The organism is Streptomyces sp. NPDC055400 (genome assembly GCF_053644375.1).
Window position 1 is genome coordinate 69283 of sequence record NZ_JBSHLM010000003.1, and the last position, 22319, is coordinate 91601.

General features: G+C 70.8%; 21 protein-coding genes and 1 pseudogene. 11 read left to right on the top strand and 11 right to left on the bottom strand.

The window, feature by feature from the left end:
- The first annotated feature begins 35 nt into the window (after positions 1-35).
- On the top strand, positions 36-1142 hold the full coding sequence (locus ACWIGU_RS08390) for a DUF5937 family protein (protein WP_356286809.1): 1107 nt from the start codon (positions 36-38) through the stop codon (positions 1140-1142).
- Positions 1143-1155: 13 nt separating this feature from the next.
- On the opposite strand, the gene ACWIGU_RS08395 is transcribed toward ACWIGU_RS08390, so the two are convergent.
- Positions 1156-1833 carry a response regulator gene (locus tag ACWIGU_RS08395; protein WP_454398755.1) on the bottom strand — a complete coding sequence of 226 codons (678 nt, stop codon included), beginning with the start codon at positions 1831-1833 and terminating at the stop codon, positions 1156-1158.
- 53 nt (positions 1834-1886) lie between these two features.
- Positions 1887-3089, bottom strand: coding sequence for a sensor histidine kinase (locus tag ACWIGU_RS08400; protein WP_454398757.1), 1203 nt, complete (start codon positions 3087-3089; stop codon positions 1887-1889).
- Between the two features lie 118 nt (positions 3090-3207).
- Here ACWIGU_RS08400 and ACWIGU_RS08405 point away from each other — a divergent pair, with 118 nt between their 5' ends.
- The gene (locus tag ACWIGU_RS08405) at positions 3208-4233 is read left to right on the top strand and encodes an SAM-dependent methyltransferase (RefSeq protein WP_454398759.1); all 1026 of its coding nucleotides are present in this window, start codon (positions 3208-3210) and stop codon (positions 4231-4233) included.
- Here the strand turns inward: ACWIGU_RS08405 and ACWIGU_RS08410 are convergent.
- Positions 4198-5349: an NADH-quinone oxidoreductase subunit D gene (locus tag ACWIGU_RS08410; protein WP_454398761.1), complete on the bottom strand. Its 1152-nt coding sequence runs from the start codon at positions 5347-5349 to the stop codon at positions 4198-4200. The genes ACWIGU_RS08405 and ACWIGU_RS08410 overlap by 36 nt on opposite strands.
- 31 nt (positions 5350-5380) lie before the next feature.
- Here ACWIGU_RS08410 and ACWIGU_RS08415 point away from each other — a divergent pair, with 31 nt between their 5' ends.
- Positions 5381-5893 (top strand): PH domain-containing protein, encoded by a 513-nt coding sequence (locus ACWIGU_RS08415; protein ID WP_454398763.1) that lies wholly within the window; start codon positions 5381-5383, stop codon positions 5891-5893.
- Complete coding sequence (locus ACWIGU_RS08420) at positions 5890-7236, top strand: PH domain-containing protein (RefSeq protein WP_454398765.1); 1347 nt, start codon at positions 5890-5892, stop codon at positions 7234-7236. The genes ACWIGU_RS08415 and ACWIGU_RS08420 overlap by 4 nt, the downstream gene beginning before the upstream one ends.
- A gap of 116 nt (positions 7237-7352) precedes the next feature.
- Here the strand turns inward: ACWIGU_RS08420 and ACWIGU_RS08425 are convergent, their stop codons facing one another.
- The 4 genes from ACWIGU_RS08425 to ACWIGU_RS08440 form a co-directional block, all read right to left on the bottom strand.
- Positions 7353-8402 (bottom strand): hypothetical protein, encoded by a 1050-nt coding sequence (locus ACWIGU_RS08425; RefSeq protein WP_454398767.1) that lies wholly within the window; start codon positions 8400-8402, stop codon positions 7353-7355.
- 129 nt (positions 8403-8531) lie between these two features.
- Positions 8532-9509, bottom strand: coding sequence for an ABC transporter substrate-binding protein (locus ACWIGU_RS08430; protein WP_454398769.1), 978 nt, complete (start codon positions 9507-9509; stop codon positions 8532-8534).
- Positions 9510-9628: 119 nt separating this feature from the next.
- Entirely contained in the window at positions 9629-10309 is a 681-nt protein-coding gene (locus tag ACWIGU_RS08435; RefSeq protein ID WP_454398771.1) for an ABC transporter permease, read from the bottom strand.
- Entirely contained in the window at positions 10306-11085 is a 780-nt protein-coding gene (locus ACWIGU_RS08440) for an ABC transporter permease (RefSeq protein WP_454398773.1), read from the bottom strand. The genes ACWIGU_RS08435 and ACWIGU_RS08440 overlap by 4 nt, the downstream gene beginning before the upstream one ends.
- A 184-nt stretch (positions 11086-11269) precedes the next feature.
- On the opposite strand from ACWIGU_RS08440, the gene ACWIGU_RS08445 reads away from it, so the two are divergent.
- Positions 11270-12418, top strand: a complete 1149-nt coding sequence (locus ACWIGU_RS08445; RefSeq protein ID WP_356286840.1) for an ABC transporter ATP-binding protein — start codon at positions 11270-11272, stop codon at positions 12416-12418.
- A gap of 46 nt (positions 12419-12464) precedes the next feature.
- Here ACWIGU_RS08445 and ACWIGU_RS08450 read toward each other — a convergent pair whose 3' ends face one another.
- On the bottom strand, positions 12465-13580 hold the full coding sequence (locus ACWIGU_RS08450) for an alpha/beta hydrolase (protein WP_454398775.1): 1116 nt from the start codon (positions 13578-13580) through the stop codon (positions 12465-12467).
- Between the two features lie 186 nt (positions 13581-13766).
- Here ACWIGU_RS08450 and ACWIGU_RS08455 point away from each other — a divergent pair.
- From ACWIGU_RS08455 to ACWIGU_RS08480, 6 genes and pseudogenes are all read left to right on the top strand, one after another.
- A pseudogene (locus tag ACWIGU_RS08455) lies at positions 13767-15539 on the top strand (phosphatidylglycerol lysyltransferase domain-containing protein); the annotation flags it as partial.
- Between the two features lie 118 nt (positions 15540-15657).
- Complete coding sequence (gene folP, locus ACWIGU_RS08460) at positions 15658-16521, top strand: dihydropteroate synthase (RefSeq protein WP_454398777.1); 864 nt, start codon at positions 15658-15660, stop codon at positions 16519-16521.
- Positions 16518-17069, top strand: coding sequence for a nuclear transport factor 2 family protein (locus ACWIGU_RS08465; RefSeq protein WP_454398779.1), 552 nt, complete (start codon positions 16518-16520; stop codon positions 17067-17069). The genes folP and ACWIGU_RS08465 overlap by 4 nt, the downstream gene beginning before the upstream one ends.
- 216 nt (positions 17070-17285) lie before the next feature.
- Entirely contained in the window at positions 17286-17645 is a 360-nt protein-coding gene (gene folB / locus ACWIGU_RS08470; protein ID WP_116511517.1) for a dihydroneopterin aldolase, read from the top strand.
- Positions 17642-18253: a 2-amino-4-hydroxy-6-hydroxymethyldihydropteridine diphosphokinase gene (gene folK / locus ACWIGU_RS08475; RefSeq protein ID WP_454398782.1), complete on the top strand. Its 612-nt coding sequence runs from the start codon at positions 17642-17644 to the stop codon at positions 18251-18253. Before folB ends, folK begins: the two co-directional genes overlap by 4 nt.
- 58 nt (positions 18254-18311) lie before the next feature.
- Complete coding sequence (locus tag ACWIGU_RS08480; RefSeq protein ID WP_454398784.1) at positions 18312-18800, top strand: DUF3180 domain-containing protein; 489 nt, start codon at positions 18312-18314, stop codon at positions 18798-18800.
- Between the two features lie 34 nt (positions 18801-18834).
- Here the strand turns inward: ACWIGU_RS08480 and folE are convergent, their stop codons facing one another.
- The 3 genes from folE to hpt form a co-directional block, all read right to left on the bottom strand.
- Positions 18835-19440, bottom strand: coding sequence for a GTP cyclohydrolase I FolE (gene folE / locus ACWIGU_RS08485; protein WP_453778700.1), 606 nt, complete (start codon positions 19438-19440; stop codon positions 18835-18837).
- A 79-nt stretch (positions 19441-19519) separates the two neighbouring features.
- Positions 19520-21529, bottom strand: coding sequence for an ATP-dependent zinc metalloprotease FtsH (gene ftsH / locus ACWIGU_RS08490; protein WP_454398787.1), 2010 nt, complete (start codon positions 21527-21529; stop codon positions 19520-19522).
- A gap of 197 nt (positions 21530-21726) precedes the next feature.
- Complete coding sequence (gene hpt / locus ACWIGU_RS08495) at positions 21727-22287, bottom strand: hypoxanthine phosphoribosyltransferase (RefSeq protein ID WP_356286922.1); 561 nt, start codon at positions 22285-22287, stop codon at positions 21727-21729.
- Positions 22288-22319 lie beyond the last annotated feature (32 nt).

The window sequence follows — 22319 nt, forward strand, 5'->3', positions numbered from 1 at the left end:
AACGGGTTGTCAGACCCTGCGTGCACCATGGGGTCATGAGCGTGAGCATCGACATCAGCGGGCTGGCCCCGGAGCGGATCAGCGTCGTGCCCTCGCCCCTGTCCGAGCTGGGCATGGCGCTGCACGCGCTGGCCGAGCCCGCGCACCACCCGGGGCTCCAGGGCTGGACGACGGCGGTGTCCGCGCGCCTCGACCCCGGCCTCGCGGACCGGCTGTGCGAGGCGGACTTCCTGTGGCGGACGACGTTCTCGGACGTGTTCGCGCCGTTCGCCGGGATCCCGGGCCGGGCCGCCCTGCCCGGCGCCACCCTCGCCGAGGAGCTCGACCTCCTCGACAAACTGACCGACCGTCAGTTCGTCGACGCGGCACTGGAGTTCACCTGCCAGAACAGCTACGCGCTGCGCGAGGCCAACCCCCTGGACGACCCGGACATGCACCGCCGCGCCCTGGACCTCGCGGCCACGCGCGGCCTGCCCCAGGTCCAGTTCACCCAGCGGCTCCTGGACGACCCGCCCGCGGTGCGCGCCTGGTTCCGAAGGCTCGTGGAGGACTGCGAGGAGGCGTTCTTCGCGGACATCTGGGCCCGCATCCACCACCAGCTGGCCGCCGACGCGCGGCACAAGACCGAGCTCCTGAGGCGCAAGGGCCTGGCCGAGGCGCTGACGGCGGTGTCGTCGGTCGTCACGCTCGACGAGCCGGCGAACCTGATCACGGTCGACAAGATCACCGTGGGCCGTACGACCACGGAGGACGGCGGCCTCGTTCTCGTGCCGACCAGCCTCGGCTGGCCGCACCTCATGGTGCTGCACCGCTTCGGATGGCAGCCCGCGATCACGTATCCCGTCGGCTCGCCCGGCCTCACCACACCGGCCACCGTCGAGCAGCTCACGCGCCGGATGACGGCCCTCGCGCACCCCGTACGCATGCGCCTGTGCCGCCACCTCGCCCGCGGCGCGTACACGACGAGCGAGCTCTCCGACGCGCACGGGATGACGGCGCCGGAGATATCCCGGCACCTGACCGTGCTCAAGAAGGCGGGCCTGATCACCACGCGCCGCCGGGGCCGCTACGTCCAGCACCAGCTGGACCTGACGGCTGTCGCGCGCCTCGGCAGCGACTTCATCGAGGGCGTCCTGCGCTGACCGCTCGGGACGGTCAGGCAGCTCCTCCGCCGCCGGCCCGTACGAGCCCCGTCTCGTAGGCGAGTACGACGACCTGCACGCGGTCGCGCAGGTTCAGCTTGGTGAGGATGCGGCCCACGTGCGTCTTCACCGTCGCCTCCGACAGGACGAGCCGGGCGGCGATCTCGCCGTTCGACAGGCCCTGCGCGACGAGGATCATCACCTCGCGCTCGCGCTCGGTCAGCCGGCCGAGCTCGGCGAGCTGCGGCTCCTTCCCGGAGCTGGGCAGCATCGGCGCGAAGCGGTCGAGCAGCCGCCGCGTCGTCGACGGCGCGACCACCGCGTCGCCGCTGTGCACGGCCCGGATCGCGGCGAGCAGCTCGCCGGGCGGCACGTCCTTGAGCATGAACCCCGACGCTCCGGCCTTCAGCCCCGAGAACGCGTACTCGTCGAGGTCGAACGTCGTCAGGATGAGCACCTTCGGCGGGTTCTCCTCCCGGCAGATCCGCCGCGTCGTCTCCACGCCGTCCAGCTTCGGCATGCGGACGTCCATCAGGACCACGTCGACCGCCGTGCCGCGCAGCACCTCCAGGGCCTCGACCCCGTCGCCCGCCTCGGCGACGACCTCCATGTCCGGCTGGGCGGCGAGCACCATCCGGAAACCGGTGCGCAGCAGAACCTGGTCGTCGACGAGCATCACGCGGATCGCCATGAAGGGGGCCCTTTCGGTACGTGTACGAGGTCGGGTTCGATACGTGTGCGGCGTCAGTGGGCGGGCTTGAGCGGCAGCAGCGCGCTGATCCGGAATCCGCCGCCGGGGCGCGGTCCCGCGTCGAGCGTCCCGCCGACCATACCGACGCGCTCCCGCATGCCGATGAGCCCGTGCCCGCGGCCGTCGGCGCCCCCGTCCTCGTACAGCTCGTGCGGGGCGCCCTTGCCGTCGTCCTCGACGAGCAGACCGAGGCCGTCGTCGAAGTAGACGAGGCGGACGCTCGCGCCCGCGTTCTCGCCGCCGTGCTTACGGGTGTTGGTGAGCGCCTCCTGCACGATGCGGTACGCGGTCAGCTCCACGCCGCTGGGCAGCGGGCGCGGGGTGCCCTCGACCTTGAAGTCGACGGGCAGGCCCGCGGTGCGCACCTGCTCTATCAGCTCGTCGAGCTGCTCGACGTCGGGCTGCGGCACGTACTCGCCGCTCTCCTGGTGCTCACCGGTGCGCAGCACTCCGAGGAGGCGCCGCATCTCGGCGAGCGCCTGCCGGCCGGTCCCGGAGATCGTCTCCAGGGCCTTCCTGGCCTGCTCCGGAGCGGTGTCCATCACGTACGCGGCGCCGTCCGCCTGCACCACCATCACCGACACGTTGTGCGCGACGACGTCGTGCAGTTCGCGTGCGATCCGGGCCCGCTCGGCGGCGACCGCGACCTTCGACTGGGCCTCGCGCTCCGTCTCCAGACGGGCGGCACGCTCCTCCAGCTGCGCCAGGTAGGCGCGGCGCGTGCGGACGGAGTCACCGAGCACCCAGGCGAGGGCGAACGGCACCATCTGGAAGACCGTGATCAGCACGTTGCCCGCGCTGCTCGTCTCGTGCATCGGCCAGCGCAGCTGCGAGAGCGGCGCCGCGCACAGGCCTCCGACAAGCGCGAATCTGGACGCCCAGCGCGGGCTCTCCGCCGCCACGGTGTAGATGATCACCAGCATGGCGAAGTCGGCCGGCTGCACGCGGACGTTCGCGACGAGCTGGAAGACGCCCACGACGGCGATGAGGATCAGCATCCGCTCGGGAACACGCCTGCGCAGGGCGACGGCCAGGCTCAGCGCCAGGACGACGGGGATGCCCAGGAGGCGGGCGTCGCCCTGCATGTCCTGCTGCCCCGCGACCAGACTCATGCCGGAGACCCCGAGGAGAACGACGGCCCAGAAGCTGTCGACCCACGTCGGGTGCCGGCGGAAGAAGTCGTAGAGGCGCTGCACGTAACCCAGCGTAAAGAAGCGTGCAGTGTGCAGGGGTCAACCGGAGGTTCGATCCGAGTGCCACCGGCGTACTCCCCAAGGTGGAGGCCGCCCCCTTCTCCGCACCTAGCCTTTCCCTGTGACGAACGAGCTGTGGAGTGCGGGGCGTGGGTGGCGCGAGGCGACGGAGGAGGCGCTGTACGGGCCCTGCGGCTTCTATCGCAGGCCCGAGGGGCCCGCGGGGCATTTCCGCACGTCGGTGCATGCGTCGCCGTTGTTCGCCGGGGCCGTCGCGCGGCTTCTGTGCCGGGTGGACGAGGCGCTCGGGGCCCCGCCGGAGCTGGCCTTCGTCGACATGGGCGCGGGCCGCGGCGAGCTGGTGACGGGCGTCCTGGGGGCGCTGCCCGCCGACGTGGCGGCCCGCACGCGCGCGTACGCGGTGGAACGGGCGGAGCGTCCCGCCGGCCTCGACCACCGCATCGAGTGGTGCGCACGCCCCCCGAAGGGGGTCACCGGACTCCTCTTCGCGAACGAGTGGCTCGACAACGTCCCCCTGGACGTCGTCGGGACAGACGCCTGCGGAGAGCCGCGCCACGTCCTCGTACTCCAGGACGGGACCGAGGAGCTCGGGGAGCCCGTGATGGACGGTCCGGAGGCGGACTGGCTGGCCCGGTGGTGGCCGCTCACCGGTGAACCGGGGCTCCGCGCGGAGATCGGCCTCCCAAGGGACACCGCCTGGGCCGAGGCCGCGGGGACGCTGGAGCGCGGCGTGGCGGTCGCCGTCGACTACGCGCACTCCCGGGATGCCCGGCCGCCCTTCGGGACGCTCACGGGCTTCCGTGAGGGCCGTGAGACCCCGCCGGTGCCGGACGGCTCGTGCGACATCACGGCCCATGTGGCGCTCGACGCGTGCGCGTTCCCGGGCGCCCTGCTCCTCACGCAGCGCGCGGCCCTGCGCGCCCTCGGGGTGAGCGGCGGCCGTCCGCCGCTGTCGCTCGCTTCCAGCGATCCGGCGGCCTACGTGCGGGCCCTCTCCGGAGCCGGCGAGGCCGCCGAGCTGACCGCTGCGGGCGGGCTCGGCGACTTCGGCTGGCTGGTGCAGCCGGTGGGCGTACGCGCGCGGGACCTGCTACTTGTCGATGTCGCCGACGACGAAGAACAGTGACCCGAGGATCGCCACCATGTCCGAGACGAGCGTGCCGGGCAGCAGCTCGGTGAGCGCCTGGATGTTGTTGTACGAGGCGGACCGCAGCTTGAGCCGGTACGGCGTCTTCTCGCCCTTGCTGACCAGGTAGTAGCCGTTGATCCCGAGCGGGTTCTCGGTCCACGCGTACGTGTGGCCCTCGGGCGCCTTGAGTACCTTCGGGAGGCGCTGGTTGACGGGGCCGGGCGGCAGCTCGGCGAGCCGGTCCAGGCAGGCGTCGGCGAGGTCCAGGGCGTTGTGGGTCTGCTCCAGCAGGACCTCGAAGCGGGCCAGGCAGTCGCCCTCGCCGCGCGTGACGACCTTCAGGGTGTCCTGGAGCTCCCCGTACGCGAGGTACGGCTCGTCGCGGCGCAGGTCGAAGTCGACTCCGGAGGCTCGGGCGATCGGACCGCTCACTCCGTAGGAGTGCACCGCCTCCGGGGACAGCACGCCCACGTCGCGCGTGCGGCCGCGGAAGATCTCGTTGCCGAGGACCAGGTCGTCGTACACGTCCATGCGCGAGCGGACCGAGGCGACCGCCGCGCGTGCGCGGGTGGTCCAGCCGGCCGGGACGTCCTCCTTGAGGCCGCCGACGCGGTTGAACATGTAGTGCATGCGGCCGCCGGACATCTCCTCCATGACGCTCTGGAGTTCCTCGCGCTCCCGGAAGGCATAGAACACCGGGGTGATTCCGCCCAGTTCGAGCGGGTACGAACCAAGGAACATCAGATGGTTGAGGACCCGGTTCAGCTCCGCGAGCAGGGTGCGCAGCCACACCGCGCGCTCAGGGACCTCCATGCCGAGCATCCGCTCGACGGCGAGGACGACCCCGAGTTCGCTCGAGAAGGCGGAGAGCCAGTCGTGGCGGTTGGCCAGCATCACGATCTGCCGGTAGTCGCGGGCCTCGAAGAGCTTCTCCGCGCCGCGGTGCATGTAGCCGATGACCGGCTCGGCCTGCTGGATGCGCTCGCCGTCGAGGACGAGGCGCAGGCGCAGCACCCCGTGCGTGGACGGGTGCTGCGGGCCGATGTTGAGCACCATGTCGGTGGTCTCGGCGGCGCCGCCGATGCCGACCGTCGTCTCCGTCGTGGGCGTCATGGGAACAGTGTCTCGTACGTAGGGTGGGTGCATGGAAACGGGGACTGAGGGGACGGCGGCTCCGAGGGCGGGATCCGGGGCGGAGCCGGTGTGGACCGGGCTTCCCAGGGGACTGCTGAAGGTGCGCAGGCTGCTGCTCGTGCTGTGGCTGGTGCCGCTGACGGTGGCGGTGGGGGTGCTGCTCGGGGCGTTCGCCGGCGGCGTATGGGCGGCGTTCGCGCTGCTGCCGCTCGCCGGGCTGCTGTGGGGATGGCCGATGCTCGGGCGCAACTGGCGTTCGTGGCGCTACGCCGAGCGCGCCGACGACCTGCTGATCAGCCGGGGCGTCCTGTGGCGTGAGGAAACGATCGTGCCGTACGGGCGCATGCAGCTCGTCGAGGTCACGTCCGGGCCGCTCGAGCGGAAGTTCGGGCTCGCGAGCCTTCAGCTGCACACGGCGGCCGCGGCGACCGACGCCACGATCCCCGGCCTGACGCCCGCCGAGGCCGAGCGCCTGCGCGACCGGCTCACCGAACTCGGCGAGGCCCGATCGGCGGGGCTGTGACGGCCCCGGACGTCCACGAGGGCGTACGGGACCGGGCCGCGACCGCCGAGGCGCCGGAGCGGCGCCTGCACCCGGTCACCCCGCTGCGCCGCGCCTGGGCGCCCGTCGCGATCGTCCTCGGCTGGGCGGTCCACGACCTGAACGAGGCGCAGCGCCGGCTCGCCCAGCTCACCTCGACCACTCTCCTCGTCGGCCTCGCCGTACTGATCCCGGCCGCCGCCCTCTACGGGTTCCTGACCTGGTGGTTCACACACTTCTCCGTCACGGACACCGAACTGCGCATCCGTACGGGCCTGTTGTTCCGCCGCACCGCCCACATCCGGCTCGACCGGATCCAGGCCGTGGACGTCACCCAGCCGCTGCTCGCCCGCTTCGTGGGCGTCGCCAAGCTCAAACTGGACGTCGTCGGCACGGACAAGAAGGACGAACTCGCCTATCTCGGCGAGCGGGAGGCCCGCGAACTGCGCGCCGAACTGCTCGCCCGCGCCGCCGGGTTCGCGCCCGAGACCGTGCGGGACGTCGGCGAGGCACCGGCCGAGCAGATCCTGCACGTGCCGCCCCGCATGCTCGCCGTCGCGCTCCTGCTCACCGGCGGTCCCTGGGCGATGCTGCTCGCCGCGTTCGTCGTGCCAGCGCTGCTGTGGTTCGCCACCCACAACCCGTGGACGGTGCTCGCGGTGGCCATCCCGCTCGTGGGCGGCGCCGGCACGAACAGCGTGGGCCGCTTCATCAAGGAGTACGACTGGACGGTGGGCGAGTCGCCGGACGGCCTGCGCATCGACCACGGTCTCCTCGACCGCGACCACGAGACGGTGCCGCCCGGGCGGGTGCAGACCGTTCGGATCGTGGAGCCGCTGCTGTGGCGGCGGCGCGGCTGGGTGCGCGTGGAACTGGCCGTGGCCGGCTCGTCGAACTCCGTGCTCGTGCCGGTCGCGCCGCGCGAGGTCGCCCAGGGCGTGGTGGAGCGGGTGCTTCCGGGGGTGACGGTGCCCGGTGCGGAGGCGTTCACCCGGCCGCCGAAGCGCTCGGCGTGGTGCATGCCCGTGTGGTGGCGGGGCAACGGGCTCGCGACGACCGACGCCGTGTTCGCGACCCGGCACGGCCTTGTGCGGCGGCGGCTCGCGCTGGTGCCCCACGCGAAGGTGCAGAGTGTACGGCTCACACAAGGGCCCTGGGAGCGGTTCCGGGGCGTGGCCGACGTCCATGTGGACACGGGCGCCGACAAGACGGTGACGGCCCGGCTGCGGGATGCCGGGGAGGCGGCGGAACTCCTGCGCGCCCAGGCCGACCGCTCACGGACGGGACGGAAGGTGGCACGGCCGGACCGCTGGATGGCTTCGTGAGGGCGACGGCATGACGACGGGGCGGGCCCCGGTGTGTGACACACCGGGGCCCGCCCCATTTACGTCGTACGTGCTGCCGTCCCCGCCGCCGGAAACCACGTCCCGGCCGCCGGGACTTACGCCCGCATCGCCGATCGCAGCTCCGCCACGTCGATCTGTTCCGTCTCGTCGTGCGCGGTCAGGTCGATGACCTGGCTGACGCCCTCGCCCGTGGTCGTGGCGTCGGCCTGCTTGAACTCGGCCTCCGTGTCCGCCTTGTGGAGCGCGAGCGCCTCCTCGCCGACGACGTCCGCGAGGTCCGTGTTCTGCACGGCCTCCAGGGCCGCGGGCGCCACGCCCTTCGTACCGAAGAAGTCGAATCCGCCCTCGACCAGGGGCCGCCGCACCGCCGCGGGCGGCACGACCGCCGCCGCGGCCGGGACGGTGAAGTGACCGGAGACGCCGGACGGCAGGGCGGCCACGTGCTCGTGCTCCTGTGCGCGGGCCGCCTCGGGCTTCCCCTGCGGCTCACCGCCCTCGGGTGCCCCGGCCTTCGGGCCTGCGCCCCGCGGAGGGTTCGCGGCGCGGGCCATGTGGTCCAGTGCGGCGTTGGCCCGCAGATAGAGCACCGGGGACGTCACCGGCGCGCCGGCCGACGTGGCGCGCTGCGCCGGGACCAGCTCGGCGCCGGGTGCCGGGGAGACGGCCGCGGGCAGCGCACGCGCCGGGGCCGAGGCCTCTATCGCGAGCTGCCTGCGGCCTTCCAGGGCGGTGGCCCGCTCCGTCTCCGCGGTCGCGTAGCGCCGCAGCAGAGCCGCGTGCTCGTTGCGCAGGGCCGCCAGCTCCGTGCGCTTGGCGCGCAGCTTCGCCTCCATCTTGAAGCGCAGCTCACGCGACTCCTCGAGGTCGGTCTCGAGTTCGGCGACCCGCTCGTCGTGGTGCCACTCGTCGCTCGCCCGCGACCGGTTCAGATCGGCGACGCGCTTGCCCGCGAGCCGGTCCCAGCGGCGCATGACGACCGCGCCCACCACGGCGGCGCAGGCGGCGGCACCGGCCAGGCCGCGCAGCACGAAGGGCTCCGCGGTCAGCCAGGCGCCGGCCGCGCAGACGAGCGGGACGCCTGCGATCGCCGAGGGGGGAAGCAGCCTGTGCAGGGGTGGGGAATGGCGGTGACGTCCACGTGGCATGGCCAGAAACTTACCGCGCGTAGGCGAATCGTGGTGCCCCGGCAGCCAAAATCCCGTCGTCTTCTGTCCCGCCACTCCCCTTCACCCCTGAACTCGGCGCCTTTGCCGATCAGCTCCTCCGCGGACCGTTCAGTTCTTCAGAAGGCCCTTCGACTGGAGATACTCCTTGGCCACATCGGCTTCCTTCTGGCGTTCCGCGTCGACCTTCCGGTTGAGATCGACGAGATCGGCGGTCGTCAGCGTCTTGGTCAGCTTCCCGAGTGCGGCGGCTATCTCCTTGTCGCCCGCGTCCTTGGTGTTCACGACCGGAACGATGTTGTCCGCGTTCTGGAGCTTCTTGTCGTCCTCCAGGAGCACCAGGCCGAAGTTCTTCAGCGTGGCGTCCGTGGTGGTCGTCAGGACCAGCTGGTCCTCACCGTTCTTGACGGCCTGCTTGGCCTGCGTGGTGCCGACTCCCTTGGGGTCGATCCCGCTGACCTTGATGCCGTACGTCTTCTCGAGACCCGGGGCGCAGAAGGGCCGCTTCTCGCATTCGTCACCGGCCGCGATCTTGACCTTCTGGCCGGACTTGCCGAGGTCCGAAAGGGTCTTGAGGCTGTGCTGCTTCGCGTAATCCGCGCTCACCGCGAAGGCGTTCTGGTCGACGGCCTCTCCGGCGTCGAGCACGGTCAGTCCCTCGGGTCCGGCGAGTCCGCGCAGTGCGGTGACCGTCGCATCAAGATCACTTGAGGCGACGGGCTTGGCGTCCGCGCCGTTCTTCTTGAGATTGAGGAATTCCGCGAGCGTCGCCGCGTATTCGGGGACGACGTCGATCGCGCCCTTGGCGAGCTGCGGCTCGTAGATCTCGCGGTTCTCGACGGTCTTGACCGAGGCGGAGTATCCGGCGTCGGCGAGAACCTGCTTGTAGAGCTCCGCCATCACCTTCGACTCGGTGAACCCGGCGGCGCCGACGACGACCGTGCCCTTCTTGCCGCTTCCGGCCGAGCCCGAGCCGGCCTTGTCGCTCTTGCCGCCCTCCAGGCTGTCCCCGCCGCACGCGGTGAGCCCGGTGGTGAGCGCACCGACGGCGACCGCCGCCACGGCGATCCGTCGCGTTCTGCTGTTCATGGTTGTCCACCCAATCGAAAGCCGGAATGATCGAAAAGCCGTAACGAGATATCAAGTTGGCGTCCCGCCCGCCGGGGCGCCCGTCGGGGTTCAGCCCGCCGCGCCGCACCCGCCGGGATTCAGCCCGCCGCGCCGGAGCGGCCCTTCATCGGATTCAGCACCCGCCCCGCACCGGCCAGGACACCCTCCACGAGCAGTGCGAGCAACGCCACCAAGACCGCGCCGGCGACCACCTGAGGGGTGTCCTGGAGGTTGAACCCGGCCGTGATGATCCGCCCGAGCCCGCCCTTGCCCGCCATCGCGGCGAGCGTCGCCGTGGCGATCACCTGCACCGCCGCCAGCCGGATCCCGGTCATGACCATCGGGTACGCCAGCGGGAGCTCGACGCGCCGGAACACCTGCCCCCCGCTCATCCCCATCCCCCGCGCCGCCTCCACGACGGCCCGGTCGACGTCACGCATCCCGATGTAGGCGTTGGTCAGCAGCGGCGGCACCGCGAAGAGCACGAGCGCGATGAACGTCGGCAGGTCCCCGTGCCGGCCCAGCGGCGTCAGCGTGAGCAGGACGAGCACCGCGAGCGTGGGCACCGCGCGGCCCGCGTTCGAGATGTTGACCGCGAGTCCGCCGCCCTTGCCGATGTGCCCGAGCCACAGCGCGAGCGGCAGCGCGATCAGGCAGGACACGGCGAGGGTGACGCCGCTGAAGTACAGATGCTCGGCCAGGCGGTGCCACACCCCCTTGTCGCCCTGCCAGTTGGACCCCGTCGTCAGCCAGTCGTAGGCCCCCGATATCGCACTCATGCCGCCTGCGCCGCCTTCTTCGTACGTCGCTCCGGATCGCCGGAGCCGCCACCCTCCCGGTCCGGACTGCCGGAGCGGTCCGTGCGTCTGCGTATGCGGGACGCGCCGGACGCGACGCGGGTCCAGGGGGTCAGCCACCGCTGGAGGCCGAGCAGCAGCAGATCGGCGCCCATGGCGAGGAGCACGCACAGCACGGACGCCGTGAGCACCTGGGCCTTGAAGTCGCTGTCGAGACCGTCCATGATCAGCGTGCCCAGGCCGCCGTAGTCGACGATCGCGCCGACCGTCGTCAGCGCGACCGTGGAGACCGTGGCGATCCGCACGCCCGCGAGTATCGCGGGCAGCGCCAGCGGCAGTTCGACCTCCCACAGCAGCCGGACCGGCCCGTACCCCATGCCCCGGGCCGCTTCTGACGCCTCGTCCGGCACGGCCTGGAGGCCCGCCAGGAAGTTCCGCACCAGGATCGTCAGCGTGTAGAGGACGAGTCCGGTGATCACGAGCGAGGCGGAGAGCCCGAACAGCGGGAGCAGCAGCGAGAACATGGCCAGCGACGGGATCGTGTAGAGCACCGTCGTCAGCCCGAGCACCGGGCCCGCGAAGGCGCGCCGGCGCCGGGCGAGGAGGGCCAGCGGGAAGGCGATCAGTACGCCGATCACGACGGAAGCGGCCGTGATGCCGATGTGCTGGACGACCGCGTCGACCAGCTCCTGCCTGCGGGTGCGCAGGTATTCCCCGCACACCCACTCATTGGCCACCATGCAATTGGGACTGCTCACCCGCCCCACCTCCCCCGAATCCCCGTACATATGTCTTGAAACCGCTCGCGCGAGCGCCTGATTCCGACTGCCGACGACCCTAGCCCCCGCCACTGACAATCGCCGAGACCCCGCTTCACGACGCAACATTGCCTTCACACAGCGGCCGCCCACAGGCGGCGGCTGCCCGGCACAATGGGGACCCATGATCCGGTTCGAGCACGTCACCAAGCGCTACGCCGACGGGACAACGGCCGTCGACGACCTGTCCTTCGAGGTGAACGAGGGGGAACTCGTCACGCTCGTCGGCCCGTCGGGCTGCGGCAAGACCACCACGATGAAGATGGTCAACCGGCTCATCGAACCGAGCGAAGGCCGGATACTTCTCGACGGCGACGACATATCCGGCATCGACCCGGTCCAACTCCGGCGCCGCATCGGCTATGTGATCCAGCAGGTCGGCCTCTTCCCGCACAAGACGGTCCTCGACAACACGGCGACCGTCCCGCACCTCCTCGGCGTCAAGCGCGCCAAGGCCCGCGAGCGCGCCGCCGAACTCCTCGACCTCGTCGGCCTCGACCCGCGCACCTTCGGCGACCGCTACCCCGACCAGCTCTCCGGCGGTCAGCGCCAACGCGTCGGTGTGGCGAGGGCGCTGGCGGCGGATCCGCCCGTACTCCTGATGGACGAGCCGTTCGGCGCGGTCGACCCCGTCGTGCGCGAACACCTGCAGAACGAGTTCCTGCGCCTCCAGCAGGCCGTGCGCAAGACGGTCCTGTTCGTCACGCACGACATCGAGGAGGCCGTCCGGCTCGGCGACCGGATCGCCGTGTACGGGCAGGGCCGGATCGAGCAGTTCGACACCCCGTCGACCGTCCTGGGCGCGCCCGCGAACGAGTACGTGGCCGACTTCGTCGGCGCGGACCGCGGCCTCAAGCGCCTGTCCGTCACGCCCATCGAGGAGAGCGACCTGGAGCAGCCGCCGGTCGTGCATCTCGACGACCCGCTGCCGGCGAAGCTCGACGCCCCCTGGGCGGTGGTCCTCGACGGCGACAACAACCTGCACGGCTGGATCTCCGCGGAGCACGCGCGCGTACAGAGCGGCACGGTCCGCGAGCACGCCCGCCGCATGGAGGCGTGGCTGCCCGTCGGCGCCTCCCTCAAGCAGGCGTTCGCCACGATGCTCCAGCACGACGCGGGCTGGATCGCCGTCATCGACGAGCACAGCGAGGGGCGCTTCCTCGGCGTCCTCACTCCGGCGCGGCTGCACGAGGCGCTGCGCCGCTCCACGGCGGCCGACGCCCGGGACATCCCGCGCGCGGAGGTCGAACTGGAGACGGTGACGGGGGCCTGAGGCCGCGTGAGCCCCGCAGCGTGAGGCCCCGATGCCGTCGGCGCCCCTACGCCGTGATGCGCGCGCTCAGCCACACCAGCGTGGCCGGGATCTCGCGGCGCCAGGTGTTGAAGTTGTGGCCGCCGCTGTCCAGGACGATCGACGAGATCCCGGTGGGCGGCTTCACCTCGCGGATGAACCTCATCGTGTTCCCGTAGTTGCTCTCGCCGTGCTTGCTCGTGGTGACCAGCAACGACGTGGCGGGCGGCTTCCCGTGTCGCAGGGTCCACATCAGGTCGGCGTGCCGCTCCAGCGCCTCGTCGCCGTGGAACAGGTCGCCCGTGGTGGGATCGGTCGGCGACTTGTAGTACGCGGACAGGCCCGCCCCCGCGCCGTAGACACGGGGATGGTGCACGGCGAGCTTCAGGGCGCAGTAGCCGCCCGTGGAGTCGCCCACGATGCCCCAGCCGCCCGGCCGCTCGGTGACCCTGTAGTGCGCCGAGATGATCTTGGGCAGGTCCCGGGCGAAGAACGTCTCCGTCTGCGGGCCGTTCGGCACGTCCACGCACTCCGTGTCCCGCGGAGGCGCCACGGTCGGGCGCATCATCACCAGGATCATCGGCCGCATGGCGCCCGCCTTGGCCTGCTCGTGGGCGGTGGTCGGGTAGTGCAGTCCCTTGATGAGCGCCTCGGCGGTGCCGGGGTAGCCGGTCAGGACGACCGAGGCGGGGAACGTACGGGTCCGGTGGCGGCCCTTGAAGTATTCGGGCGGCAGATAGACGTACGCGGAGGTGGCGATGTGCGAGCGCTTCCCGACGATGTCGACCTTCTGGATCTGGCCGCCGACTCTGGGCCGTGAGCCGCCCGGCACGTTCACGACCCGCGTGCCGAGCACCTGCAGTGGCCCCCGGGTGCCGACCGTTCCGAGGTCGGCCACCACGCCCTGGCCCTGCTCCCGCCCGAGGAGGTCGTCCCACGAGGCGTAGAACCCGAACGCCTGGTTGACGGCCAGTCCGGCCGAGAGGAACAGCGCGAGCTGCGTCGCGAACAGCAGGCCCACCCGCCCGGCGACGGATCCCCAGGTGCGGCGCGCCAGGCGTGGCCACAGCCAGACCGTCCCGGCGAAGAGGAGCGCGGCCAGAAAGACCGTAAGCGCAAGGACCTTGCTGCTCGTGAGACCCATCGTGCTGTACCCGCCTGCGCTTTCTGGCTTACTGAACCTTTTCCGCCGGTTTACCTGGCCGAGTGAACCCGCCTCCCACAAGTCCCGTCCTAGAGGGCGCAATGTGACCGGATGCCGGAAATGACGCCGGCTTCGAGCCCTCTCGCGGAACCACGGGATGCGATGCCTGTCAGGATAGATGCCGATATGTCGGTCGAGGTTCCGGGCAGGACGCGGCAACTTCGCCGGATACTGCGCGGCCCCCGGCCCGAGGCCGTCCCCGTCCTGATCGCCCGTGCCTGCGTCGTCGTCGGACTCCTCGACATCGCGGCGGGCGTCTTCCCGCGGTTCCGGCACAGCCGCATGCACGCGCTGGCCGAGGTCCTGCCCGGCGCCCTCGGCCCGTTCGCGGCCGCGCTCGCCATCAGTACGGGTGTCCTGCTGCTCCTCCTCGCCCACGGGCTGCGCCGCCACAAGCGGCGGGCCTGGCGCGCGGCCGTGGTGCTCCTGCCGCTCGGCGCGCTCGCGCAGTTCGCGTACCGGCACTCCCTGTTCGGTGTGCTGATCCCGCTCGTGCTCCTCACGCTGCTGCTGCGCCACCGGAATGAGTTCGCGGCGCTGCCCGACCCGCGCAGCCGCTGGCGGGCGCTCGCGAACTTCGTGCTCATGGGCGCCGGTTCCATCGTCATCGGCCTCGTCATCGTCAGCGCCCACCCCAGGAAGCTGGTGGGCGACCCGAGCCTGTCCGACCGTCTGGAACACGTCCTGTACGGCCTGTTCGGCATGGACGGACCCGTCGACTACGCGGGCCGCACCTCCTGGACCGTGGCGTGCTCGCTCGGCGCGCTCGGCCTGCTCACCGCGCTGACGACCGTCTATCTGGCGTTCCGCCCCGAACACCCGGCCGCACGCCTCACCGAGGACGACGAGGCACGGCTGCGCACCCTCCTGGACAAGCACGGCGCCCGCGACTCCCTCGGCCATTTCGCGCTCCGCCGCGACAAGGGGGTCGTCTTCTCGCCCAGTGGCAAGGCGGCCGTCTGCTACCGCGTCGTGTCGGGCGTGATGCTCGCAAGCGGCGACCCCGTCGGGGACGTGGAGGCGTGGCCCGGAGCCATCGAACGGTTCATGGACGAGGCCAAGGCCCACTCATGGACCCCCGCCGTCATGGGCTGCTCCGAGACGGGCGGCGAGGTCTGGACCCGCGAGACCGGCCTCGACGCACTCGAACTGGGCGACGAGGCGGTGGTGGACACCGCGGATTTCTCCCTGGCCGGGCGTGCGATGCGCAACGTACGCCAGATGGTCAAGAGGATCGAGCGCAATGGCTACGAGACCCGGGTACGGCGCATCCGTGACCTCGGCGACGGGGAACTGGAGCGGATCCGCCGCGCCGCCGACGACTGGCGCGGCACCGACACCGAACGCGGCTTCTCCATGGCGCTCGGCCGCATCGGCGACGCGGCGGACGGCGACTGCCTGGTCGCCACGGCCCACAAGGCCGACGACCAGGCCGGCCCGCACGGCGACCTGAAGGCCGTACTCCACTTCGTTCCCTGGGGCACCGACGGCGTCTCCCTGGACCTGATGCGCCGCGACCGCGCCGCCGACCCCGGCATGAACGAACTCCTCATCGTGGCCGCCCTCCAGGCCGCCCCGAAGCTCGGCATCACACGGATCTCGCTGAACTTCGCGATGTTCCGCGCGGCCCTCGCGCGCGGCGACAAGATCGGCGCGGGCCCAGTCCTGCGGGCCTGGCGTGGACTGCTGGTCTTCCTGTCCCGCTGGTTCCAGATCGAGTCTCTGTACCGGTTCAACGCGAAGTTCCGGCCGCGCTGGGAACCCCGCTTCGTGGTCTACCGCTCCTCGCGCGACCTGCCCCGGATCGGCTTCGCCGCCATGCAGGCGGAGGGCTTCGTGAACCTGGCCATGCCGCGCCTCCTGCGACGGCGCAGGGCCGTGCCCCGGCCCTGCGCCCACGACACCTGGCACGACAGCTCGCACGACGGAGGGCCGGCGCGGGGTGCGGGCCGCCTGAGGCCCGCCCGCGATCCGGCCGTGGCACGGCCACCGGGCCGCCGGGCCTAGGCTTGAAGACATGAGCACGTCGCAGGGCCGTCGCGGCCACGTCACAGGCCTTCCCGAATGGGACCGCTGCGCGGTCATGGGAGTCGTCAATGTGACGCCCGATTCCTTCTCCGACGGCGGCCGCTGGTTCGACACGACGGCCGCCGTGAAACACGGCCTCGACCTGGTCGCACAGGGCGCCGACCTGATCGACGTCGGCGGTGAGTCGACCCGCCCCGGCGCCACCCGCGTCGACGAGGACGAGGAGCTCAAGCGTGTCATCCCCGTCGTGCGGGGCCTGTCCTCCGAAGGCGTCGCCGTGTCCGTGGACACGATGCGCGCCTCGGTGGCCGAGCGCTCCCTGGCGGCCGGCGCCTCTCTCGTCAACGACGTCAGCGGCGGCCTCGCCGACCCGGCGATGATCCCCGCCGTCGCCGCGGCGGGCGCCCCCTTCGTCGTCATGCACTGGCGCGGCTTCCTGGAGGGAGGCAACGTCAAGGGCACGTACGAGGACGTCGTCTGCGAAGTCGTCGCCGAGCTCCACGCGCGCGTGGAGGCCGTCATAGAGGGCGGCATCGCCCCCGAGCGCGTCGTCGTCGACCCGGGCCTCGGCTTCTCCAAGGAGGCCTCCCACGATCTGAAGCTCCTGGCCCACCTGAAGGAGCTGCGCGCGCTCGGCCACCCCCTGCTGGTCGCCGCGTCCCGCAAGCGGTTCCTCGGCCATGTCCTGGCCGGCGAGCAGGGCGCCCCGCCCCCGGCGCGCGAGCGCGACGCCGCCACGGCCGCCGTCTCCGCCATCGCGGCCCACCAGGGCGCCTGGGCCGTCCGCGTCCACGAGGTCCGCGCGACGGCCGACGCGGTCCGTGTCGCCCGCGCCGTAGAGGGAGCCCAGTGACCCCACCGAGGGAGCCCGAAGAGCCGCGCGGTGCGGCAGCCCGGCGCACCGACGCGGAGGCCGTGGACAGCGCCAACCGCGCCTTCTACGAGGCTCTGGAGCGAGCCGACTTCGAACTGCTGACGGCGCTCTGGCTCGCCCCCGAGGACGTCTCGTACAGCGAGGAGTCCGACGAGGCCGAGGACACGTCCATCAGCTGCGTGCACCCCGGCTGGCCCGTGCTCACCGGCCGCGGCGAGGTTCTGCGCTCGTACGCGCTGATCATGGCGAACACCGAGTACATCCAGTTCTTCCTCACGGATGTGCACATCAGCATCGTCGCCGACACCGCACTGATCACCTGCACCGAGAACATCCTCAGCGGCGGCCCGGCCCCCGCGGAGGGCGACGAGCTCGGCCCGCTCGTGGGCCAGCGCGTCGTCGCCACGAATGTGTTCCGTCGCACACGTGACGGCTGGAAACTGTGGTCGCACCACGCGTCGCCCGTACTCGCCGAGTCCGAGTCCGAGCGCGACGACGGCGAAGAAAGCGACGAGACACCCTCCTGAGTGCCTCCTGACGGGGTAGGCGGATCGTCCACGTGGGCCCCACGGGATTGCCGGACCGCGCTGGTGGGTAGGGGCGGCTACCAGCGGTGGGCCGCTCTGTCCATAGCCCCCGCGGGCGAGCGCTGTCGGTGCCCGCAGGTAGATTCGATCGAGGCTGGTGTGCCGACCGCACTCGGTACGAACCCGCCGCTACCGACGATTGCAGGAGTGATTCGCGTGGATCGTGTCGCGCTGCGCGGCCTCAAGGCCCGCGGGCACCATGGCGTCTTCCCCAAGGAGCGCGAGGAAGGCCAGACCTTCATCGTGGACCTGGTGCTCGGACTGGACACACGCGCGGCCGCGGCCGACGACGACCTGGCGAAGACCGTGCACTACGGCATCGTGGCGGAGGAGGTCGTGGCCGTCGTCGAAGGCGATCCGGTCGATCTCATCGAGACGCTCGCCGAGCGCATCGCCGGGACGTGCCTCAAGCACGAAGGAGTCCTGGAGGTCGAGGTCTGCGTCCACAAGCCGGACGCCCCGATCACCGTCCCCTTCGACGATGTGACCGTCACCATCACCCGGAGCCGAGTATGACTGCATCTTTCACCGAGGGCCCCAGCGACCCGACCGTACAGCCGGTGCCCGCCTCCGTGGTGGAACAGGTGGACGCGGCCGACACCACACTCTCCAACCCCAAAAACGCGGTGATCGCCCTCGGCTCGAATCTGGGGAACCGCCTCGAGACGATCCAGGGCGCCATCGACGCCCTGGAGGACACCCCCGGCGTCCGCGTCAAGGCCGTCTCGCCCGTCTACGAGACCGAGCCGTGGGGCGTCGAGCCGGGCAGCCAGCCCGCGTACTTCAACGCGGTGATCGTGCTCCGCACGACCCTGCCCCCGTCCTCCCTCCTGGAACGGGCGCACGCCGTCGAGGAGGCCTTCCACCGCGTCCGTGACGAGCGCTGGGGCGCCCGCACGATCGACGTCGACATCGTCACGTACGCCGACGTCGTCTCCGACGACCCGGTCCTCACGCTCCCCCACCCCCGCGCGCACCAGCGGGCCTTCGTCCTCGCCCCCTGGTTCGACGTGGAGCCCGAGGCGCAGCTGCCGGGCCACGGACCCGTGGCCGACCTCCTCGCCGCGGTCACCCGCGAAGGCGTCGCGCCGCGCGCCGACCTGGAACTCCAGCTGCCCGAATAGTCGTTAGGGTCATGCGGGCACACGAAGACAGCGCGGGGACTGAGGGGCGACCACCGGAATGAAGCAACTGCGCATCAGGACACTGGCCGGCCTCTTCGTGGTCGCCGGTGTACTGAGCTGGGCGGGCGCCCGCCTGTGGGACTCGATCGGCACGCTGCCGCGGGTCCCGCTGGCGGCGCCGATCGTCCTCGCCGTGATCGCCGTCATCCTGCTGGCGACCGCGCTCTCGATCCGGGCCCGGCTGCGCGCCCAGCGCGAGCGGAGCCCCGGCGCCAAGGGAGTCGACCCGCTGATGGCGGCCCGCGCCCTCGTCTTCGGCCAGGCCAGCGCGCTGGTGGCCGCGCTCGTCGCGGGGATGTACGGCGGCACGGGCGCGTTCCTGCTCGAACACCTCGATGTCCCGGCCCGCCGCGACCAGGCCATCTACGCCGGCTTCTCGGTCCTCACCGGCATCGCCGTGATAGCGGCCGCCCTCTTCCTGGAGCGCGTCTGCAAGCTCCCGGAGGACGACGACGAGGACCACGGCGGGGCCGCACCGGCGGCCTGACCAGGCCGGGGGCCGGCCGCGCGCCTGCCGGGGCTCAGCGCGCGATGATGAGGCTCATCGCCTCGTTGCGCGTCGCCGGGTCGCGCAGCTGGCCGCGCACCGCGGACGTGATGGTCTTCGCGCCCTGCTTGCGCACCCCGCGCATCGTCATGCACATGTGCTCGCACTCGACGACCACGATCACGCCGCGCGGCTCCAGGATCTCCATCAGGGAGTCGGCGATCTGCGTGGTCAGACGCTCCTGCACCTGCGGGCGCCGGGCGTAGACGTCCACGAGGCGGGCCAGCTTCGACAGGCCGGTGATCTTGCCGTCGGTCGACGGGATGTAGCCGACGTGGGCGACGCCGATGAACGGCACCAGATGGTGCTCACAGCTGCTCTGGACCTCGATGTCCTTCACCAGGACCATCTCGTCGTGACCGAGGTCGAACGTCGTCGTCAGAACGTCCTCGGGCTTCTGCCACAGGCCCCCGAATATCTCCTTGTACGCCCGCGCCACCCGCGCCGGCGTCTGCTTGAGGCCCTCGCGGTCCGGGTCCTCCCCGACCGCGATGAGCAGCTCGCGCACGGCGTTCTCGGCCCGCTTCTCGTCGAACTCGCCGATCGGACCCTCGCCGTCCAGCGTCACCGGGTCGGTCATCTGTGCCTCTTCCTTGAACAAAGAACCGCGTCCCCCACACCGTAAGGCGTGGGGGACGCGGTTATCCATTCCGGGGTGATCAGGCCTCGGGGCTGTCCGTAGGAGCGATGTCCAGCCCGGACTCGACGCCCGTTGCCGCGCCGTTCGAACCGTTCGTCAGTGACAGCTCCCTGGGGGAGAGCACCGGCGGGCGGGTCGACGGAGTGCGGCGGGAGGAGCCGGTCCACGCGGGGCGGGCCGGGCGCTTCACGATCGGAGCGAAGATCTCGGCGATCTGCTCCTTGTTCAGCGTCTCCTTCTCCAGGAGCGCGAGGACCAGGTTGTCGAGAACGTCACGGTTCTCGACGAGGATCTCCCAGGCCTCGTTGTGCGCGGTCTCGATGAGCTTCTTGACCTCTTCGTCGACGAGCGCGGCGACCTCTTCCGAGTAGTCGCGCTGGTGCGCCATCTCCCGGCCGAGGAACGGCTCGGTGTTGTCGCCGCCGAACTTGATCGCGCCGAGCCGCTCGGTCATGCCGTACTGCGTGACCATGGCCCGCGCGGTCGCGGTCGCCTTCTCGATGTCGTTCGCCGCGCCCGTGGTCGGGTCGTGGAAGACCAGCTCCTCGGCCGCGCGCCCGCCCAGCATGTACGCGAGCTGGTCGAGCATCTCGTTACGCGTGGTGGAGTACTTGTCCTCGTCGGGCAGGACCATCGTGTAACCGAGGGCCCGTCCACGGGACAGGATCGTGATCTTGTGCACCGGGTCGGAGTTGGGCGAAGCCGCCGCGACCAGGGCGTGTCCGCCCTCGTGGTACGCGGTGATCTTCTTCTCCTTGTCGGACATGATCCGGGTCCGCTTCTGCGGGCCCGCCACCACGCGGTCGATCGCCTCGTCCAGCATCGAGTTGTCGACGAGCTTGAGGTCGCTGCGCGCCGTCAGGAGCGCCGCTTCGTTCAGCACGTTCGCCAGGTCGGCGCCGGTGAAGCCCGGGGTACGCCGGGCGACGGCGGACAGATCGACATCGGGTGCGACCGGCTTGCCCTTCTGGTGAACCTTGAGGATCTCCAGACGGCCCTGCATGTCCGGGCGGTCGACCGCGATCTGCCGGTCGAAACGTCCCGGGCGCAGCAGCGCCGGGTCGAGGATGTCGGGCCGGTTCGTGGCGGCGATCAGGATGACGCCGCCCTTCACGTCGAAGCCGTCCATCTCGACGAGCAGCTGGTTGAGCGTCTGCTCGCGCTCGTCGTGACCGCCGCCGAGACCCGCACCGCGGTGCCGGCCGACGGCGTCGATCTCGTCGACGAAGACGATCGCCGGGGCGTTCGCCTTGGCCTGCTCGAACAGGTCACGGACTCGGGAGGCACCGACACCGACGAACATCTCGACGAAGTCGGAACCCGAGATCGAGTAGAAGGGGACCCCCGCCTCACCGGCGACGGCGCGCGCGAGCAGCGTCTTACCGGTTCCGGGCGGGCCGTAGAGCAGCACACCCTTGGGGATCTTGGCGCCGACGGCCTGGAACTTCGCCGGCTCCTGGAGGAACTCCTTGATCTCGTGGAGCTCCTCGACGGCCTCGTCCGAGCCCGCCACATCGGCGAACGTCGTCTTCGGGGTGTCCTTGGTGATGAGCTTCGCCTTGGACTTCCCGAACTGCATGACTCGGGAGCCGCCGCCCTGCATCTGATTCATCAGGAACAGGAAGACGACGACGATCAGGACAAAGGGGAGCAGGGAGAGCAGGATCCCCACGAAGGCGTTCTGCTTCGTCGGGGCGACGGTGTACCCGTCGGGGATCTGCTTGTCCTCGAACTTGGCCTGCAGATCCTTGGCCACCTCGACGCCCTGGTCGCCGATGTAGCTCGCCTGGATCTTGCTGCTGCCCTGGATCTTCTGGTCGTTCTTGAGCTCGACCTTGATGTTGTTTTCGTCGCCGGTGGTCAGCTTGGCCGACTGCACCTTGTTATCGCTGATGGCCTGAATGACCTGGCCGGTGTCCACTGTCTTGTAGCCACCGGACGAACCGACGACCTGCATCAACACGACCACGGCAAGGACGGCCAGCACGATCCACATGACCGGCCCACGGAAGTATCGCTTCACGTCCATCCATACGGAGCGATGACGCCCCGTCCCTCCTGCCATAGTGAGTTTGATAAAGGCTGTTTTGAAGACTGTTCTTCGGACGGTACCCCAGCATTGTCACCCGAAGCCGCAGGGGACGACTGGGAATCTCGCCCATGCATGCTTCAACGGCGGGAAACCCGCAGGGGTTCCCGACCGTCTCACATCGCTTCGGCGACGGTTCAGCCGCCGTAGACGTGCGGAGCCAGAGTGCCGACGAACGGCAGGTTCCGGTACTTCTCCGCGTAGTCCAGGCCGTACCCGACGACGAACTCGTTCGGGATATCGAACCCGGTCCACTTCACGTCGATAGCCACCTTCGCCGCCTCCGGCTTGCGCAGCAGCGTGCAGACCTCGAGGCTCGCGGGCTCGCGGGTGCCGAGGTTGGTGAGCAGCCACGACAGCGTCAGGCCGGAGTCGATGATGTCCTCGACGATCAGGACGTGCCTGCCCTTGATGTCGGTGTCGAGGTCCTTGAGGATCCGCACGACGCCGGACGACTGGGTGCCCGCGCCGTACGAGGACACCGCCATCCAGTCCATCGTGACGGGGGTGGACAGCGCACGCGCCAGGTCCGCCATGACCATCACGGCGCCCTTGAGGACACCGACGATCAGCAGGTCCTTGCCCGCGTATTCCGCATCGATCTTCGCGGCCAGCTCAACCAGCTTCGCGTCGATCTCTTCCTTGGTGATGAGCACCGACTGAAGGTCGGTACCCATGTCTTTCGCGTCCACCCGCATCACTTTCGGTCGTCCCACCGGCCGCTCAAGGA

Excerpts from the sequence above, each read along its gene's own strand:
- ACWIGU_RS08390 (WP_356286809.1), top strand. The coding sequence starts at position 36 with ATGAGCGTGAGCATCGACATCAGCGGGCTGGCCCCGGAGCGGATCAGC.
- ACWIGU_RS08395 (WP_454398755.1), bottom strand. The coding sequence starts at position 1,833 with ATGGCGATCCGCGTGATGCTCGTCGACGACCAGGTTCTGCTGCGCACC.
- ACWIGU_RS08410 (WP_454398761.1), bottom strand. The coding sequence starts at position 5,349 with ATGACGCCCACGACGGAGACGACGGTCGGCATCGGCGGCGCCGCCGAG.
- ACWIGU_RS08415 (WP_454398763.1), top strand. The coding sequence starts at position 5,381 with ATGGAAACGGGGACTGAGGGGACGGCGGCTCCGAGGGCGGGATCCGGG.
- ACWIGU_RS08425 (WP_454398767.1), bottom strand. The coding sequence starts at position 8,402 with ATGCCACGTGGACGTCACCGCCATTCCCCACCCCTGCACAGGCTGCTT.
- ACWIGU_RS08430 (WP_454398769.1), bottom strand. The coding sequence starts at position 9,509 with ATGAACAGCAGAACGCGACGGATCGCCGTGGCGGCGGTCGCCGTCGGT.
- ACWIGU_RS08435 (WP_454398771.1), bottom strand. The coding sequence starts at position 10,309 with ATGAGTGCGATATCGGGGGCCTACGACTGGCTGACGACGGGGTCCAAC.
- ACWIGU_RS08445 (WP_356286840.1), top strand. The coding sequence starts at position 11,270 with ATGATCCGGTTCGAGCACGTCACCAAGCGCTACGCCGACGGGACAACG.
- ACWIGU_RS08450 (WP_454398775.1), bottom strand. The coding sequence starts at position 13,580 with ATGGGTCTCACGAGCAGCAAGGTCCTTGCGCTTACGGTCTTTCTGGCC.
- folP (WP_454398777.1), top strand. The coding sequence starts at position 15,658 with ATGAGCACGTCGCAGGGCCGTCGCGGCCACGTCACAGGCCTTCCCGAA.
- folK (WP_454398782.1), top strand. The coding sequence starts at position 17,642 with ATGACTGCATCTTTCACCGAGGGCCCCAGCGACCCGACCGTACAGCCG.
- ACWIGU_RS08480 (WP_454398784.1), top strand. The coding sequence starts at position 18,312 with ATGAAGCAACTGCGCATCAGGACACTGGCCGGCCTCTTCGTGGTCGCC.
- folE (WP_453778700.1), bottom strand. The coding sequence starts at position 19,440 with ATGACCGACCCGGTGACGCTGGACGGCGAGGGTCCGATCGGCGAGTTC.
- ftsH (WP_454398787.1), bottom strand. The coding sequence starts at position 21,529 with ATGGACGTGAAGCGATACTTCCGTGGGCCGGTCATGTGGATCGTGCTG.
- hpt (WP_356286922.1), bottom strand. The coding sequence starts at position 22,287 with ATGCGGGTGGACGCGAAAGACATGGGTACCGACCTTCAGTCGGTGCTC.